Origin of the sequence: Clostridioides sp. ES-S-0001-03 (genome assembly GCF_020676075.1) — a bacterium.
In the GTDB taxonomy this organism is placed as follows: Bacteria; Bacillota; Clostridia; order Peptostreptococcales; family Peptostreptococcaceae; genus Clostridioides.
Window position 1 is genome coordinate 61,693 of record NZ_JACVWJ010000008.1, and the last position, 14,507, is coordinate 76,199.

The 14,507-nt window shown below is 29.3% G+C and carries 20 protein-coding genes and 1 riboswitch; of the genes, 4 read left to right on the plus strand and 16 right to left on the minus strand.

Going from position 1 to position 14,507, the window contains the following annotated elements; all coding sequences use genetic code 11:
- The first annotated feature begins 336 nt into the window (after positions 1 to 336).
- Together IC174_RS15755 and IC174_RS15760 are read left to right on the plus strand one after the other, a co-directional pair.
- Positions 337 to 1,524 (plus strand): MFS transporter, encoded by a 1,188-nt coding sequence (locus tag IC174_RS15755; RefSeq protein WP_227435376.1) that lies wholly within the window; start codon positions 337 to 339, stop codon positions 1,522 to 1,524.
- 24 nt (positions 1,525 to 1,548) lie between these two features.
- Positions 1,549 to 2,241 (plus strand): FadR/GntR family transcriptional regulator, encoded by a 693-nt coding sequence (locus IC174_RS15760; protein ID WP_227435378.1) that lies wholly within the window; start codon positions 1,549 to 1,551, stop codon positions 2,239 to 2,241.
- A 416-nt stretch (positions 2,242 to 2,657) separates the two neighbouring features.
- Here the strand turns inward: IC174_RS15760 and IC174_RS15765 are convergent, their stop codons facing one another.
- The 11 genes from IC174_RS15765 to IC174_RS15815 all read right to left on the minus strand — a co-directional run bounded on the left by IC174_RS15765 (position 2,658) and on the right by IC174_RS15815 (position 10,717).
- Positions 2,658 to 3,122, minus strand: coding sequence for a VOC family protein (locus IC174_RS15765; RefSeq protein ID WP_227483374.1), 465 nt, complete (start codon positions 3,120 to 3,122; stop codon positions 2,658 to 2,660).
- Between the two features lie 163 nt (positions 3,123 to 3,285).
- A complete protein-coding gene (locus tag IC174_RS15770) occupies positions 3,286 to 3,549 on the minus strand; it encodes a hypothetical protein (RefSeq protein ID WP_227483375.1) in 264 nt (87 codons plus the stop codon).
- An 18-nt stretch (positions 3,550 to 3,567) separates the two neighbouring features.
- Positions 3,568 to 4,029, minus strand: coding sequence for an SHOCT-like domain-containing protein (locus IC174_RS15775; protein WP_227435384.1), 462 nt, complete (start codon positions 4,027 to 4,029; stop codon positions 3,568 to 3,570).
- 61 nt (positions 4,030 to 4,090) lie between these two features.
- The gene (locus IC174_RS15780; protein WP_227435386.1) at positions 4,091 to 4,462 is read right to left on the minus strand and encodes a DUF2089 domain-containing protein; all 372 of its coding nucleotides are present in this window, start codon (positions 4,460 to 4,462) and stop codon (positions 4,091 to 4,093) included.
- 339 nt (positions 4,463 to 4,801) lie between these two features.
- Positions 4,802 to 6,049 carry an ABC transporter permease gene (locus IC174_RS15785; protein ID WP_255619087.1) on the minus strand — a complete coding sequence of 416 codons (1,248 nt, stop codon included), beginning with the start codon at positions 6,047 to 6,049 and terminating at the stop codon, positions 4,802 to 4,804.
- Complete coding sequence (locus IC174_RS15790) at positions 6,050 to 6,937, minus strand: ABC transporter ATP-binding protein (RefSeq protein ID WP_227435388.1); 888 nt, start codon at positions 6,935 to 6,937, stop codon at positions 6,050 to 6,052.
- Positions 6,938 to 7,070: 133 nt separating this feature from the next.
- On the minus strand, positions 7,071 to 8,129 hold the full coding sequence (locus IC174_RS15795; protein ID WP_227435390.1) for a sensor histidine kinase: 1,059 nt from the start codon (positions 8,127 to 8,129) through the stop codon (positions 7,071 to 7,073).
- 28 nt (positions 8,130 to 8,157) lie between these two features.
- Entirely contained in the window at positions 8,158 to 8,673 is a 516-nt protein-coding gene (locus IC174_RS15800; RefSeq protein ID WP_227483376.1) for a VanZ family protein, read from the minus strand.
- 35 nt (positions 8,674 to 8,708) lie between these two features.
- The gene (gene vanR, locus IC174_RS15805) at positions 8,709 to 9,404 is read right to left on the minus strand and encodes a VanR-ABDEGLN family response regulator transcription factor (RefSeq protein ID WP_227435395.1); all 696 of its coding nucleotides are present in this window, start codon (positions 9,402 to 9,404) and stop codon (positions 8,709 to 8,711) included.
- Positions 9,405 to 10,065: 661 nt separating this feature from the next.
- Positions 10,066 to 10,233, minus strand: a complete 168-nt coding sequence (locus IC174_RS15810) for a BlaI/MecI/CopY family transcriptional regulator (RefSeq protein WP_227435400.1) — start codon at positions 10,231 to 10,233, stop codon at positions 10,066 to 10,068.
- A 106-nt stretch (positions 10,234 to 10,339) separates the two neighbouring features.
- On the minus strand, positions 10,340 to 10,717 hold the full coding sequence (locus IC174_RS15815; RefSeq protein WP_227435410.1) for a BlaI/MecI/CopY family transcriptional regulator: 378 nt from the start codon (positions 10,715 to 10,717) through the stop codon (positions 10,340 to 10,342).
- 208 nt (positions 10,718 to 10,925) lie between these two features.
- A riboswitch (cyclic di-GMP riboswitch) is annotated at positions 10,926 to 11,022 on the plus strand.
- A gap of 52 nt (positions 11,023 to 11,074) precedes the next feature.
- On the opposite strand from IC174_RS15815, the gene IC174_RS15820 reads away from it, so the two are divergent.
- Both IC174_RS15820 and IC174_RS15825 read left to right on the plus strand, forming a co-directional pair.
- Positions 11,075 to 11,251 (plus strand): hypothetical protein, encoded by a 177-nt coding sequence (locus IC174_RS15820; RefSeq protein WP_227435413.1) that lies wholly within the window; start codon positions 11,075 to 11,077, stop codon positions 11,249 to 11,251.
- A 226-nt stretch (positions 11,252 to 11,477) separates the two neighbouring features.
- On the plus strand, positions 11,478 to 11,678 hold the full coding sequence (locus tag IC174_RS15825) for a cold-shock protein (protein WP_021384215.1): 201 nt from the start codon (positions 11,478 to 11,480) through the stop codon (positions 11,676 to 11,678).
- Positions 11,679 to 11,923: 245 nt separating this feature from the next.
- Here IC174_RS15825 and IC174_RS15830 read toward each other — a convergent pair whose 3' ends face one another.
- The 5 genes from IC174_RS15830 to IC174_RS15850 form a co-directional block, all read right to left on the minus strand.
- Positions 11,924 to 12,223, minus strand: a complete 300-nt coding sequence (locus tag IC174_RS15830) for a hypothetical protein (protein WP_227435422.1) — start codon at positions 12,221 to 12,223, stop codon at positions 11,924 to 11,926.
- 32 nt (positions 12,224 to 12,255) lie between these two features.
- Positions 12,256 to 12,555, minus strand: a complete 300-nt coding sequence (locus IC174_RS15835) for a hypothetical protein (RefSeq protein WP_219674377.1) — start codon at positions 12,553 to 12,555, stop codon at positions 12,256 to 12,258.
- Positions 12,556 to 12,849: 294 nt separating this feature from the next.
- On the minus strand, positions 12,850 to 13,152 hold the full coding sequence (locus tag IC174_RS15840; protein ID WP_227483377.1) for a hypothetical protein: 303 nt from the start codon (positions 13,150 to 13,152) through the stop codon (positions 12,850 to 12,852).
- A gap of 12 nt (positions 13,153 to 13,164) precedes the next feature.
- On the minus strand, positions 13,165 to 13,653 hold the full coding sequence (locus IC174_RS15845) for a hypothetical protein (RefSeq protein WP_227483378.1): 489 nt from the start codon (positions 13,651 to 13,653) through the stop codon (positions 13,165 to 13,167).
- Positions 13,638 to 14,477 (minus strand): DUF6765 family protein, encoded by an 840-nt coding sequence (locus IC174_RS15850; RefSeq protein WP_227483379.1) that lies wholly within the window; start codon positions 14,475 to 14,477, stop codon positions 13,638 to 13,640. The genes IC174_RS15845 and IC174_RS15850 overlap by 16 nt, the downstream gene beginning before the upstream one ends.
- Between the last annotated feature and the right edge of the window lie 30 nt (positions 14,478 to 14,507).

The following is a 14,507-nucleotide window of genomic DNA, read 5'->3' on the forward strand; positions in this document are numbered from 1 at the left end:
AATCCTCCATCTTTAATTATAGGCTTTTTGTTTTTATGGCCAATTAAACAAAAAAATCGAACCAAATAAATAGATTATACCCATAGTACTATATAGGTAACCTATAAAAATTGATTCGATCTTGCCTGCATCACCAGTAACACGTCTACTGTAATATTCAAATTTGTTAACTTTATAGTAACATAAGCGTTTTCTTAATTCAACTATAAAATATAATTTTTCAACAAATAATTCTTATTGTTATATCGAAATTTATTTTTAAAATTTTAAAATACTTGATTTACTAAACAAAATGGTATATTATTTCCATTATAAACATACCATTTGGAGGATAATATGAAAAAAATATTTAATCAAAAATTACTTTTACTCTCTATTGTTGTATTTTTCTGGTTTTCACAATACGTATACATACCTTTTCAAAATCCATATTTAAGTATATGTCACGTATCTACAAACATGATTGGTATAATAATAGGCTCATATGGAATCTCACAATGCTTACTAAGACTTCCTATTGGGGTTTTTGCAGATTCTATAAACAAACATAAAATATTTATACTATGTGGAATTTTATTTGCTGGTTTGGCATCTCTTATAAGAGTTATTTCTCCTGGAGGAGAAGGATTTCTTATAGCTAATATCTTATCTGGAATAGCATCATCAACTTGGATTTCTTACATGGTTCACTACACTGATTTTTTTTCCATAGAACATCAACAAAAAGCTACAAGTACAATAATTTTGGTAAACAACCTAGGAATGTTAATTGGATTTGTCATGAGTACCTTATTTTATGAAAAATTAGGAATGGTAAATTTGTGTATTATGAGTGTAATATCTTCAATCATTGGTACACTTCTAGCCTTAAATGTAAAAAATCATCACTCAGGAAAAATAACCGAAAAAATCCCATTTAAAAATTATTTATCTATATGCAAAGACAAAAGACTTGTATTTTTTTCTTTTATGGCATTGATTCAACAAGGAATCCAAATGTCTACAACAATGTCATTTACTACTCAAATTCTTAAAGAACTAGGCTCTAGCTCTACCATTATAGGCTTATCTTCTATATTTTACATGGTATGTGCTGTTGTATCTTCTGGATTTGCTTCTACTAAATTTTGTACAAAGCATGGACCAAAATTTTGGATTCCCTCAGTGTTTTTTTTGATTTCAGTTTATTGCTTTCTAGTTCCAACAGTAAAAAGTATTAATATAATATTTATGCTACAATCGTTACCAGGAATATCTACAGGTATACTTCTTTCTTACCTTACTAGTGAGTCTATGAAAAATATACCAAAATATCAAAAATCTACTGCAATGGGATTTTTTCAAGCAGTTTATGCTATAGGAATGTCTATATTTCCAATGCTAGTGGGTAAAATATCAGATTATATTTCAATACAATATGGTTATTTTACTTTAGCTTTTATTGCTATAATTGCTTCCATATTATCTTATACATACTATAAAAAATTAAATTTACCTCTTAATTGTGATATAATACACTCATAAAAAATTATATGTTTAGGAGTTTTTATGACAAATTTAAGTGCCACTGAACAAATTATTGATTATATTAAAGTAAATATTCTAAATGGAAATTTTAAAATTAATAGTAAATTGCCAAGTGAAAGAAAGATTGCTGAACTATTTAATATAAGTAGAATTCCTGTAAGGAATGCTATAGACAAACTTTGTAAAGAAGGAATACTTAGGTCTATTCCCTATTCAAGCCCCATAGTTGAAGGATTTAAAAAAGTTGACCTTTTTTCTGATAATGAAGTTTATAAAAATCATAATATACAAGAATTTTACGTTGAATCTTTAAGAGCAAGACAACTTATAGAAAGTGAAGCTACTAAGTTAGCCATTTTAAATGCTACTTCTGAAGAACTTCAGAGAATAAGATATGCTTACTTGAAATCTGTAGAAGAACTAGACAAAGTTTCACAAGGCTTAATAGAAGAATGTTATGACGCTGACCTGCAATTTCACAAAGAAATAATTTTAGCTTCTCATAATCCAATTTTTATAAAGTATTATGAATTAATACCTAAAACTGTGTCTTCTAATCAACACTTTGGCTTTAAATATAGAAATTCACTACAAGATATGATTAGTCATCACAATGAGATAATGATGGCTTTTGATAGTAAAGATGCTAATTTGGGTTATACATCAATGTATAACCATTTAGAGGGAGTTATTCAGTTATTTCAGCGTGATTAAACTTCTATTTGTAGGTCTTATAGTTAAACTCGTGAGAATTATAGGTCTAATAGTTCAGACTTATGAGAACTAAATATTTATAATATGTACTATAAAGAGCTTATTTTAATATACTACTAAATATAGTGTCCAAATAAGCTCTGTTTTACTATTCATAGATTATTTTATTAAGTATTATAATTAATATTAGATTGTATATAATCGTTACTTAAAAATAAAATTGACTGTAATATAAACAATTATAAAGCATTATTTGGTAGCCTTCTTTTTTCCTAGTTTAGGTATTTTTAATGATTATCATATCATTTTTTTAATTATGCATATAAAAAACAGCAAATCATGAGAATTTACTGTTTTATATTTTGATATTTAGAATTACTTAGTTTGATATTGAGATTTACTTAATCAGCCATAATTTAGCCTTGTAAAATTTGATTAACATCATCAATAGTTATATCCATTCTCGTCGCCACTTCTGTAAGATTCATACCTTGTTCTTGGAATCTATTAACTACTGATTTCATAGACTCACCTATTTCAATTAAATGATTATCCAAGTCATAAATTCGAACTACCTTTTGCCCCCATGGTGCTTCTTCTACATCACGAAGTAAAGTAACATCATTTCTTACATTTAGTTTTGATAGAAACTCTTCAAAAGACTCTGCTTCAAAGAATATTTCACAATTATTCTCTTTGTCTTTCATATCTTCTTTCGAGATTCCTGTCAACCAATCAAAATCTTGTTGCAATGACAATCCACCCTCAAATACAATGTTTTTTCCATAGTCAACAATAACTTTTAAATCAAATAATTCTTCATAGAATTTACGAGCAATTTGAATATCTTTTACTGCAAATAAACAACCTGCATATTTCATAAGTTACCTCCATCAACATTAGTAAATAGATTATAACATTAGTACTAGAAAAAAATATTGTAAAAAACGGACATGTTTTCGTCATTTTTAAGTCAATAAATATAAGTGTTCTCAGTAAATGTAAGTTCTCTAAATAATAGTAATATACAAAATAAACACTACTTTATAAGCGAATGGATACAAAAGTGCCATCCTGAGTTTCCACATGAACAATCTCAAGTCCCTTGTACTGCTTAAGAACAGACTGACATTCTCGAACGAGTTCCTGTAGAAATTTTTTGTTAATGACTTCCTGATATGGCTCTGGAAGTGATTTTTTAATCTCTTCAATAACCGATTCTGGCAACAAAAGAACTGCAGTATTTGCTAGAAACAATGGTATGGGTAGCCACAAATTTGTTTCTTTTGAGCGGACAATAATGCGCATAAACCTATTCTCCTAGTATTATTTTATAAAAACTTTAACTGTAGTGCCATCAGCAGAGTCAACCTCTATGATATTGCCAAGTGTTTCATTATCCAGACATTCAAGAATAGAGGTAGTAAGAGCATCTAGGTCTATACCTTGCAAATCTTCACTCTTAATTGGCAACTTACCTGTCATTTTCAACACTTGACGTATAATCTTTACAGGAAGTTGCACATTTACTTTATCACCATCTGGAGTGTCCACAATAATCTTCAACATCTTATTTTCATATGAAGTACTGCTTTGTTTAGTAAAAGCTTGACTATCAAAGTCTTCTGAATAATTCGTATACTCCTCTTGAGATGTAGTTTTATCTAATGCATCAATCAAGTCAATTGCCTCTTTGGCAGAAAGCTTTCCCTCCTCTACCATTGTTAAAATCCTCATTTTTTCATCCATATTATTTTCCTCATTTCTGCTCTTCTGTATCCATTCCAACAGAAATAGCCTCATATTTTGGTCACTACTCCTGACTACTGTCAGAAATAGAGATAGAGCTTCATTTATTTTCTTTTATTTGTTCTAATGCCTCTGCTGGAGTGATTTCTCCTTTTTCCAGTGCATCTAAAATCTCCTTTTTATGTGAATCAGAAGAAGATGTCACATTAGATTTTCCGTCTAGTTTTTGGATAATATCATCTAACCTAGAACGAACAGTTGGATAAGAAATCTTTAGTTCTTTTTCCACTTCTTTTATATTACCACGACATTTTAAAAATGTTTCTGCAAAGAATAAATCATCTGCAGATAGATAGTCAAATGCACTGAGGCAGAAATCATTTTCAATCACTGTATCACAGTTTTCACATTGTAGCTTGACAACTTTAAGTTTTCTTCCGCAGACAGGACAGCGGCTGATAACTTGATACATCACATCACCTTCTTTCTATCTAATGTTTACAATATAAATCAAAAAATTAATAAAGTCAATATATACATTAAAATAATTAATATTTATATTAAAATAATTAATACATATCTAAAATCAGCAATAGATATATCAAGAATAGTAGATGTACCAATTGAGGAACTATTCATTTTCGATTAATTTTTGTATCATTGATAATATGTTTTAAATACACATTAGAAAATGGCTACTTTGATTTTATTTCAGAGCCACCATTTTACTAACACCTATATTTAAGATGAAACATTTCTATTCCTAAACAAAGGTTTTTAACTACTAAACAGTTGTTCACAGAATGTTGATTTATATAACCTGATGTTTGTTATAAGCCCGTATAGCAAGAAGAAGAAATACAGGAATTTCAATTATTGATGCCACTATTATGACATAGGGTGACCAGATGCTTGCCTGTCCAATATGCAGATAATTAAAGCTAGTCAATTGGTACAGTAAACTATTTTGCATACCTATTCCTGCTGATGGTAAGATAAAAGTAAGCCAATTGGCTCCAGCCGAATACGTAAATATTGGAAGTAAACATGTTACAATAGCAATTAGGATAACAGAGAGTGAATCCTTGCATTTAGCTGATAAAAACAGTGTGAAACTGACAGTTGCCAGCAGTGAAATAAGCCCTCCTATTGCCAAAGTAATCTGAAGCTGCCCTAAATTAAGTGCAGGCAGACTGATAACTGAAAATAGCATCTGCATAGATGTTTTCATACACTCAGTTCCAAATGCTAGATTTGAAATTGTCAAATGAATTGAAATACATATGACAAATGCTACAGTAAAAATAGTAAGTGCAGCCATAATCTTTGCAATTGCCAATCGAGAATGTCCATGTTTTGTACAGCGCAAAATACTATCTGAACCCGTTTGGTATTCATTAGAAAACGTAGGGGTCACAGCCGCTGTACAAAGAATGACTAGGAGAAAAATAAATAGAATAATATAATCAAATGCATCTCTTGAATATCCAGTATAAAGCTGAAAAGGCGTATTTACTTCTACATATTTTTGTATCGCATGTTTCTGTGCGGTTGGATATTTCTTTTGCTCCATCTGCATGATATCTTTAAGATGTTGCGTAGTCTGCTCATAAAAACCATCTAATTTATTAGGAGAAATATCCATTAAGCTTATTCCCTGACCAGTCTTTGGATTAGAATAGGCTTCTGGCAGTCTTGCCAATAGAGATTGAATGGGAAATACCTTTTTTATATAAATATCTGTAGGGAATTCACCACTACTAAGGCTGTCTTCTCCATATGGCAAAACTACACTTTGATAGATATTCAAAGCTTCTTTGAGTTTTTCCATAGTAACTTCTCCATTATTTTCAGAGCGAAGTGATTTTTTATAGGCAATTGCTTCCAGACCATTTAATTCTGCTACCTTGTTGCCGTTTTTATCATATTGATTGATGTCCTCATACAATACCGGAAGCCAAGCCATCACAACAGACATGAATAGTGAAATAAGTAATAAAATGATAGAACGACGTGATTTCAACACACGTTTTATTTCAAGACGATAAATACGAATCATTTACTTTCCCTCCTCACTTATTTCCTCTTGCGGAAATAACCATAAATATAAGTCCTCCAAACGGGGCGAAGCCATTATTGAGTCACTTGTTTTGGCTTCATCTGCCAAATAACGAACTGATACCTGATTATTACCTTCACTACGTTGATTAATAATACGAAGCTGCATTTCATACATAGGCATCTTTTCAGCAGGTATGATACAATTCCAAACTTTACCTGTAACTTGTTTGACCAATTCATCTGTTGTCCCTACATCAAGAATTCTTCCTGATTTCATAATGGCATTTTGAGTAGCAATATACTCAATATCAGATACGATATGAGTTGAAATAAGGACAATCCTGTCATGAGAGAACTCTGAAATAAAGTTTCGGAAACGAACTCGCTCTCCAGGGTCAAGTCCAGCTGTTGGTTCATCCATTATTAGAAGTTTCGGGTCATTTAACATTGCTTGTGCAATTCCCACTCGACGTTTCATTCCACCAGATAACTTGATAATTTTTTTATTTTTGACATCAGTCAAGGTAAGTGTATGCAGCAGACTGTCAATCTTTTTTCTTGTTTCTCTAGCAGGAACGTCCTTTAATGCAGACACATACTCCAAATAGTCCTTTACTGTAAAATCTTGAAAGAAACCAAAATCCTGTGGCAAGAAACCGAATAGATTTCTGTATTCTTCTCCCATTGAATGAATATCCTTACCATCAAAAACAATTTTTCCACTAGTTGGTTTTAGAATATTCGCAATCATTTTCATAAGCGTAGTCTTACCAGCACCATTAGCTCCAAGAAGCCCCCACACACCAGGTGTAAGATTTAAACAAACATCATCAACTGCGGTTTTATTCTTAAAATTTTTTTTAAGATTTGTAATTGTTAATTCCATGTCTTTTCTCCTTTTTTGTAATACAAAGACAAACGTCCTTGTTCAGTTTTATTTTACTAAACAAGGACGTTTTAAACTTTAATATTAACAGGATAAATTCCTAAGAAAATCCTAATATCTAATTAATGTTTTCCTAAGATTGAATTGGAAGTAATACAATAAAAATAATCCTATCATTTTCACTTTGAGCCAAAATTTCTCCACCATGTAAAAGAATAATTTCATTGGCAATAGAAAGCCCAAGACCTGCACCACCACTGTCCGATTTACGAGCATCATCTAAACGGTTAAATTTTTCAAAAATTGTAGATAATTGTTCTGGTGGAATAGTATGTCCTTGGTTTTCAAATTTAATTTTAATCTTATCCTGTTCCTTTTGAACGTAAATAAGAATTTCTGTATTAGGATAACTGTATGCAACAGCATTTTTGAGCATGTTGTTAAACACTCTAGCTAGTTTCTCAGAATCAGCATAAACCATCAAATTCTCATTTGCGTTGAGTATAACAGAATTTCCTTTAGCAGATAATACAGGATAAAACTCATCAATGAGTTGCACAAGCATATAGTATAAATCTACATTTGTTTTTGTTAGTTGAATTTGCTGTGTATTGTACCTTGTGATTTCAAAAAATTCATCAATAAGCTTTTCCAGACGCATAGACTTCTTCAAAGCAATTCCAACATATTTTGCTTTCTGTTCTATAGGCATGTCAGGTGCTTCATCCAGCAGACTTAAATAACCTATTACAGAGGTAAGAGGTGTGCGAATATCATGAGCTAAATACATGACTAATTCATTCTTTTTGTTTTCAGCTTCTTTTACAGCTTGCTGGCTAAGTAGAACAGCCATTTTTATTTGGTTCATCTGCTTTTCCATATCTTTGAGTGGTTCAGATAATTCAATGGTGCTGTCATTTAGTTGATATATTACTTTAGTGGCATTCATGACTTCCTGCAAATATCCCCATGGTTTTTTCCAGTAATGATAAAAAATACAGAAAAAACCTATAATCAAATATAGAAAATAAATTAAGTCAATTCTAAGATGTAGCCACGGAAAAAATGTGTTTGAAAATCTACTGAATCCATAATCGAATAATATTACCAAAATATACCCAGCTAAGGTATATATAATTAAGCTTATAAATAGTTTCATACGTAATTTCTTTTCTGTACCAATATTTGTCATTGCTATCACCTCCATATCTATACATTTATTAATTGGATAACAGAAGAACTGTCATCAGTGCTAAAAAAAGAACTGCAAAGATTCCAGCTAGAGTTGAAATTACTATATCTGTTTTTTGCTTATCTTTTAGTATTTTCAGCAGTAATGCATATAGACCAATACCAATTATTCCACCAAACATATTGGTGATTAAGTCTGTAATATCTGTACTTCCGATAGCAAGAATATACTGAATCATTTCAAGGATAAAACTGCTTCCAAAAATAATAAGAACTTTATTTTGTAGTTTCATTCTTGATGACAACATGGAAAGTAAAACTCCGAAAGGAATAAAAATTAAAATATTATCTCTCACTTCCTCAAAATGAAACTGTTCTCCAACAGAAGTAGAGTAATGAAATGGAATCAAGTTGATACTCCTTGTGTAACCTATATAGCTTATTCTGAATTGTAGTTTAAACAATATAATCCATACTAATAAAATTAAATAAAGTATGAATAATACACAACTAATTATTTTTAAATGTTTCTTTTTTTTATTCATAGCGTAATTTTTCCTCTCCTCATAGTGAGTTGTAGTTAAATTTTATAACCGACTCCCCATATAGTTTTGATATATTTAGGTTTTTCAATAGTATCACCCATTTTTTCACGCAAATGTCGTATATGAACAGTGATTGTATTGTTACTTTTGCTATAATACTCATCTTGCCATATTTTATAAAATAATTCCTCTGAACTAACAACAGTTCCCTTGTTCTGTAGCAAAATACAAAGTATGGAATACTCCGTTGGTGTAAGTGAAATAGGATTTCCGTCAATTAGACAATCATATGTCTTAGTATTAATTTCTAAACCTAAATAACATAAAACAGAACTTGTATCAGATTCTTCTTGTATAGGATTGTATTTTTTATATCTACGCAGCTGTGCCTTTACTCTAGCAATTAATTCAAGGGGACGAAAAGGTTTTGTGACATAATCGTCAGCTCCTAAAGTTAATCCTGTGATTTTGTCAGTTTCCTCATCTTTTGCAGTTAGCATAATAACTGGAAAATTGTACTTCTCACGTATTTTTCGACAAATATCAAATCCATTTACATCAGGCATCATAATATCCAAAATAGCAAGGTCAAGCTCTGTATTTTCTATACAAGCAAGAGCTTCCTTAGCTGAATAATACTTAAATACGATATAGTTTTCATTTTGCAGATAGACCTCTATTAAGTCCGCTATATCATGTTCATCATCTACTACAAGAATTTTATCATTCATAACTGTTTTCCTCCTTTCGCGCATATACAAGATATTTTATTATTGTATCAAAAGAATCTTTACTATTTATGATTTCCTGCATAAGAAATTATTAAGAATTTCCTAACTCTACAACTTTTTACGATTATCTTTCGGTTTTTCTGCTTCTTTTTATATCCACCAGATACGACTAAAATGTATAATACTTGGTATTCATTTTCTTTACAAAGTTTTTGTACCCTGCGCTCTGAAATCCTCCGAGAAAAGGAGTACCATTTTCACAGTACTCCTTTGATTCTCCATCTTTATTTCGTTGTATCCTCACACTCTATATCAACACCACAGAAACATTGATATAGTTTTTAATGACCTTATTTCTGATTTTATCAGCATCACCTGTGAAGACGATATACTTGCAAAATTGCCTAAAACATAGAATTTCTACATATCAACTCGTTGTATCAATACTAAAGTCTCGCAATATAGAGTTTCTTGAAACGTTGAAACTATTGCATATTTCTTGAAACTATCTAACCTATCTTATTTTTACAGTAATTGAAACTACTGCACTGTATAATACTATATTAAACTTTTTAATAAAAAACAAGTTATTTTGAAACGGTGGCAAAATGGTGGCAAAACATAATTTGCCACCATTTTTTATTCCTCATCTTTTAAGTTTCTAAACTCTTCTTTGTAATCTTTTTAATACTGTAAATGTAGTAGTATCTTTCCATTTATATTTTTCTTCCATAGCTTCAACAATTTCTCTTGATGTTAATATTCTATCTGATTCCCAAATATATCTCATAACTTTTAACTCTGCTTCTGGTAATTTACTAATTTTCATATTATATACCCCTCCATTACCAACTTATGTATAAATAAATTCTATCTCAATAAAGTTTTCAAAACAAGAGAATTTATCCAAATACTCTCATCCAAAATTTACCATATTATTCTTTTAAGTTTTTATAATACTCTTCTAGTGAATCTAACTTTTCTTTACTTACGGTTTTATGTGTAGTAGTAAGTGAACGCATTATTTTTCTACTTTTACTAGATTTTAGTACTTTTTTCTTAAAAGCGTAATATTCTTTGTTATCTATTATTATTTTATAATGAGATTGAAACTTTATAATATCTCTAACCAAATAACCTTTGTCAACCAATCTTTTTAGTAGTGTTTTTATTGTACTTTTATGCCATACATACATCTGTTTTATATCTTTTACAATTTCTTTTTTAGACATTTCAGAATCTTTTTTCCATAAATACTCCATTACTATTAGTTCGGCTCTTAATAATTTTTCTATTAACATTTCTTCTTCCATCTTAATGTCGCTCCCTCGTTCAGTCTAACTTAAACTAATAATAGAAGCTTTTTAATACAAAAACTACAGGTAAAATTTTACATATATTCTACTATTTTAGTTTGTTTTTATATATAAAAAATACTATTCATATTTATAAACTTATTCAATTTTCAAACACATATGTTGAATAATAACTAATTACATTGTATTATTAAATTGTAGAATAAAACTAAATAGGCAAAACTAGAGAAATTTAGTGACGCAAAGCTATAGGGGCTAAGACTTGTAAAATATCTTATAAGTTATGTCAGCCAGTTACCAAAAAGATATTGTTCTTTTTGTTTTTATGAAAGTTTTTTAGGGGGATAATAATATATGTTTAGAGATAAAATGGATAGATGTACACACATGTTGACTGCATATATTGGTAGTTCATATGATTATTGTGATTTTATAGATACACAGTTAGATGATTTTATATTAGAGTATGGAGAAAATGTAGTAGAAAATTGCTTACATCAAGTGATGGTATTGGTAAGTAAGTATAATTAAATAGATTTTGTTTTCTAGAGAACCCTTTTTAGTTTTATCTACATTTCTATTAATATATACCAATATAAAACGCTCAAATATATTTTTAATATTAAAAATAACCAAAAATGTTAACTAAAAAATATAATTAAGTAGACATTTCTATTAATCTATGATATAATAGTATTTGTGTTAATACACAATTAAATCAAGTATATCTTGATATAGGTTAATAGGAGTATTTTTAATGAATAATGGAATAGTGAAATGGTTTAATAATGAAAAAGGATTTGGTTTTATATCAATAGAAGGTGGAGATGATGTATTTGCTCATTTCTCAGCTATACAAACTTCAGGATTTAAATCATTAGAAGAAGGTCAACAAGTAAGCTTTGATATAGTTAAAGGTGCTAGAGGTCCTCAAGCAGAAAATATAACTATATTATAATATATAGATTTTTCGGGAAAGACTCTTTTAGGGTCTTTTTTTATTGCTAGTATATATAAGATAATTATTGATGAAAAAAACAAGGTTATTTGGAGAAATGAAAAAAGCACTCCCCAACATGAGAGTGCTTAATTGCAGCTATAGAAGTGTATTGGTAGTACACTTCTATTTTTTTTATTATATCACATAAAAGTAACTGTATTAATAAAATTTACATTTTACAGACACAGTTACTTTAATTTAATCTATTTATCTTCCTCTTTTAATGTCGGATTTAAAAATACTGCACCATGATTGTATTGCTTGTCCTCAACAATTACATAAACACGATTTGTATTTCTTGAGGATGTTATTTTAAGTTCTAAATTAATATTATCAGTTGGCAACACTTCAACTTCATAATTATCTACATTGTTGTTTGTGATATTATTGAATGTATTACCATGGCGTTCAAAAAAAACCTCGCCAACTATTACAAAATATACATCTTCTTTTTTACTATTTTCAACCTCTATAGTATTTTGTTGAGTTATATTTAGTCTCATTTTGTGACTCCTCACTAGATTAATATTTTTTATTATCTGTGTGTATGTGTATAATTATGTATCTCATTAATATGAGTAATTATTGCTTTATTGTTTTCTTCGCAAGATAGAGGTTTAAAAACAACAATCTCTGCTAAAAAACTTCTTGGATTTTTGGTAACTAAAGTAGCATTACAAATAAAGCTATAATTCATCCCAGCTACAATTTGAGTAGAAACAATAAGCGGTTCATAATCAACACCTTTTAACATTCCTATAGCCTCGTTAAATATTTCTAAATTTTCTTTTTCTACTACTTTAAAATCTGACCATCCACCACACAAAGTATTCATAAAAAACCTCCTAATATGTATATTCGACTTATATTCATAATAATATTAATATTCATAATTTTCAATACTTTTGTATAACTAGTCATTGAAAAGGCATAAGTGGACAAATAGATGCTATTTATATAAAAAAACAACAAAAATATTTATATTTTTTATTTGATGAATTACTTACAAGAACTCTAATATATGTAATATTTTTATATTTACCCTCATATAGGAAACACTCTCATTATAAATGTAAAATATTATGTTATTTTCTTAAGTATAAAATAACAACAGTTAATTAATCTGTAGTTATTTTGTACTTGCAATTCCCAAACAATCTAAATATCGCTTGTTAGTTTCTGATTCTAATTTACGTATTAAATATGAACCTTGAAGCGCAAAAATTTGTTTACCTGCAGGTGGTTCTAGAGTAAAAGTCCCATATGATTTAAACATAGTTTCACACCCTGCTGTTATCGTTTTTCCTTTTTTGGTTAAAAAAGTTATTTTTCCGATTGTTCTAGTTGGTGAATTAGGATACGGTTCTCCACCTTCATATAATCCTACTGAACCACTTATCTTAATTATATAGTCATCAGCATCTAAAACCATAGATGTTTCATTTCATCCTAATGCTTCTCCGTGTACTGGCGTCTTATATTTTCCATCATATACAAATTGTATAGAATCAGCTATATAAGCTCCTCTAAGTATAATTTTTGTTACTCTATTTTTATTTTTAGCAAATTGGGTATCATCAAAAGTTTTAAATTCACAATATTTACTACACATTTCTTCTAACGGTATTTCTTTTTCCTCTAAAAAGTCAATTACATAGTCTACATGTTTTTTTGCAAGCAAATTAAAATAATAATAATCTGTCTTTTCTTTATTAGAAGATTTTATAAATTCATTTTTCCATTTATTCTTATCAAATTTATCTAAATAACTATATCCTAAAGCTTTTATTGCTTTTTCCCATGCATCTGACTGGTCATCTTTTCTAGTTATTATTACTTTTGTAACTTCTGTTTTCTGATTTTCTGTTAAACTCTCATATTGATTTAGACTAAAATCAGTACCATTCTTAATACACTTTAGTGCATATACCATTTGACAAAATGCTTTAAAGAAATTATCTTGATTATTTTTTGTATCTTCACTTTATCATCAGTACAACTCCAATTTGGAATATATCTGTAATTAAGATATCCATAATCTGGTATATGACCCATTCTTCCATGCCCAAGATATGCAATTCCTTCATATCCACCAACATCAGGAGTTCCTGTGAAATTAATAGAATGCCAACCATTATTACGATACTCTTCTGCTTTAGTCCATTTAGTTTCTTCTATGTATTTGCTCTCTTCAGCAATAAATTCTTTAACATCATTAATATACCATTCTGGCTTACCAATAAAATACATATGTGCCCATGTATCAGCAAGTACATGCATTCTCATACCAATAAATTGTAACTTATATTCTTCAGTATTATGAAAATAGATTAGGTCATTTATAATAGCTGACACAGTTTCACTATTTAGCAAACACATCAATCTAAATTTCTGTTCATCTCCATCTTTAAACTTCCAGTTTGTTGTAAGACCTTTGCTTTCCTTAACACCATTATAGTTGTATTGTTCATTTAAATTCCCAGGTAAAAAATGAAATGGTATCCACACTCTCTTTATTTCATTCAAACTGTCAATATTCCATTTATAACCCCATGAAGTAAAATCTGCATAATATTTTTCAAATTCTGAATTAGTCTGTATTGTAGGAAATGTAAAGTTTACATCATCAAGAATCATACTTTTACTCGATTCATCTACATATTGTGCAGCATAAGCGATTGTCTTTGACTCATTATCATCATAACCTGCTATCTTGGCTGCAAGATATGTCCCATAATAATGAAAATCTAAATTCATAAAATCACCTCTTAATTTTATTTTTAAAAA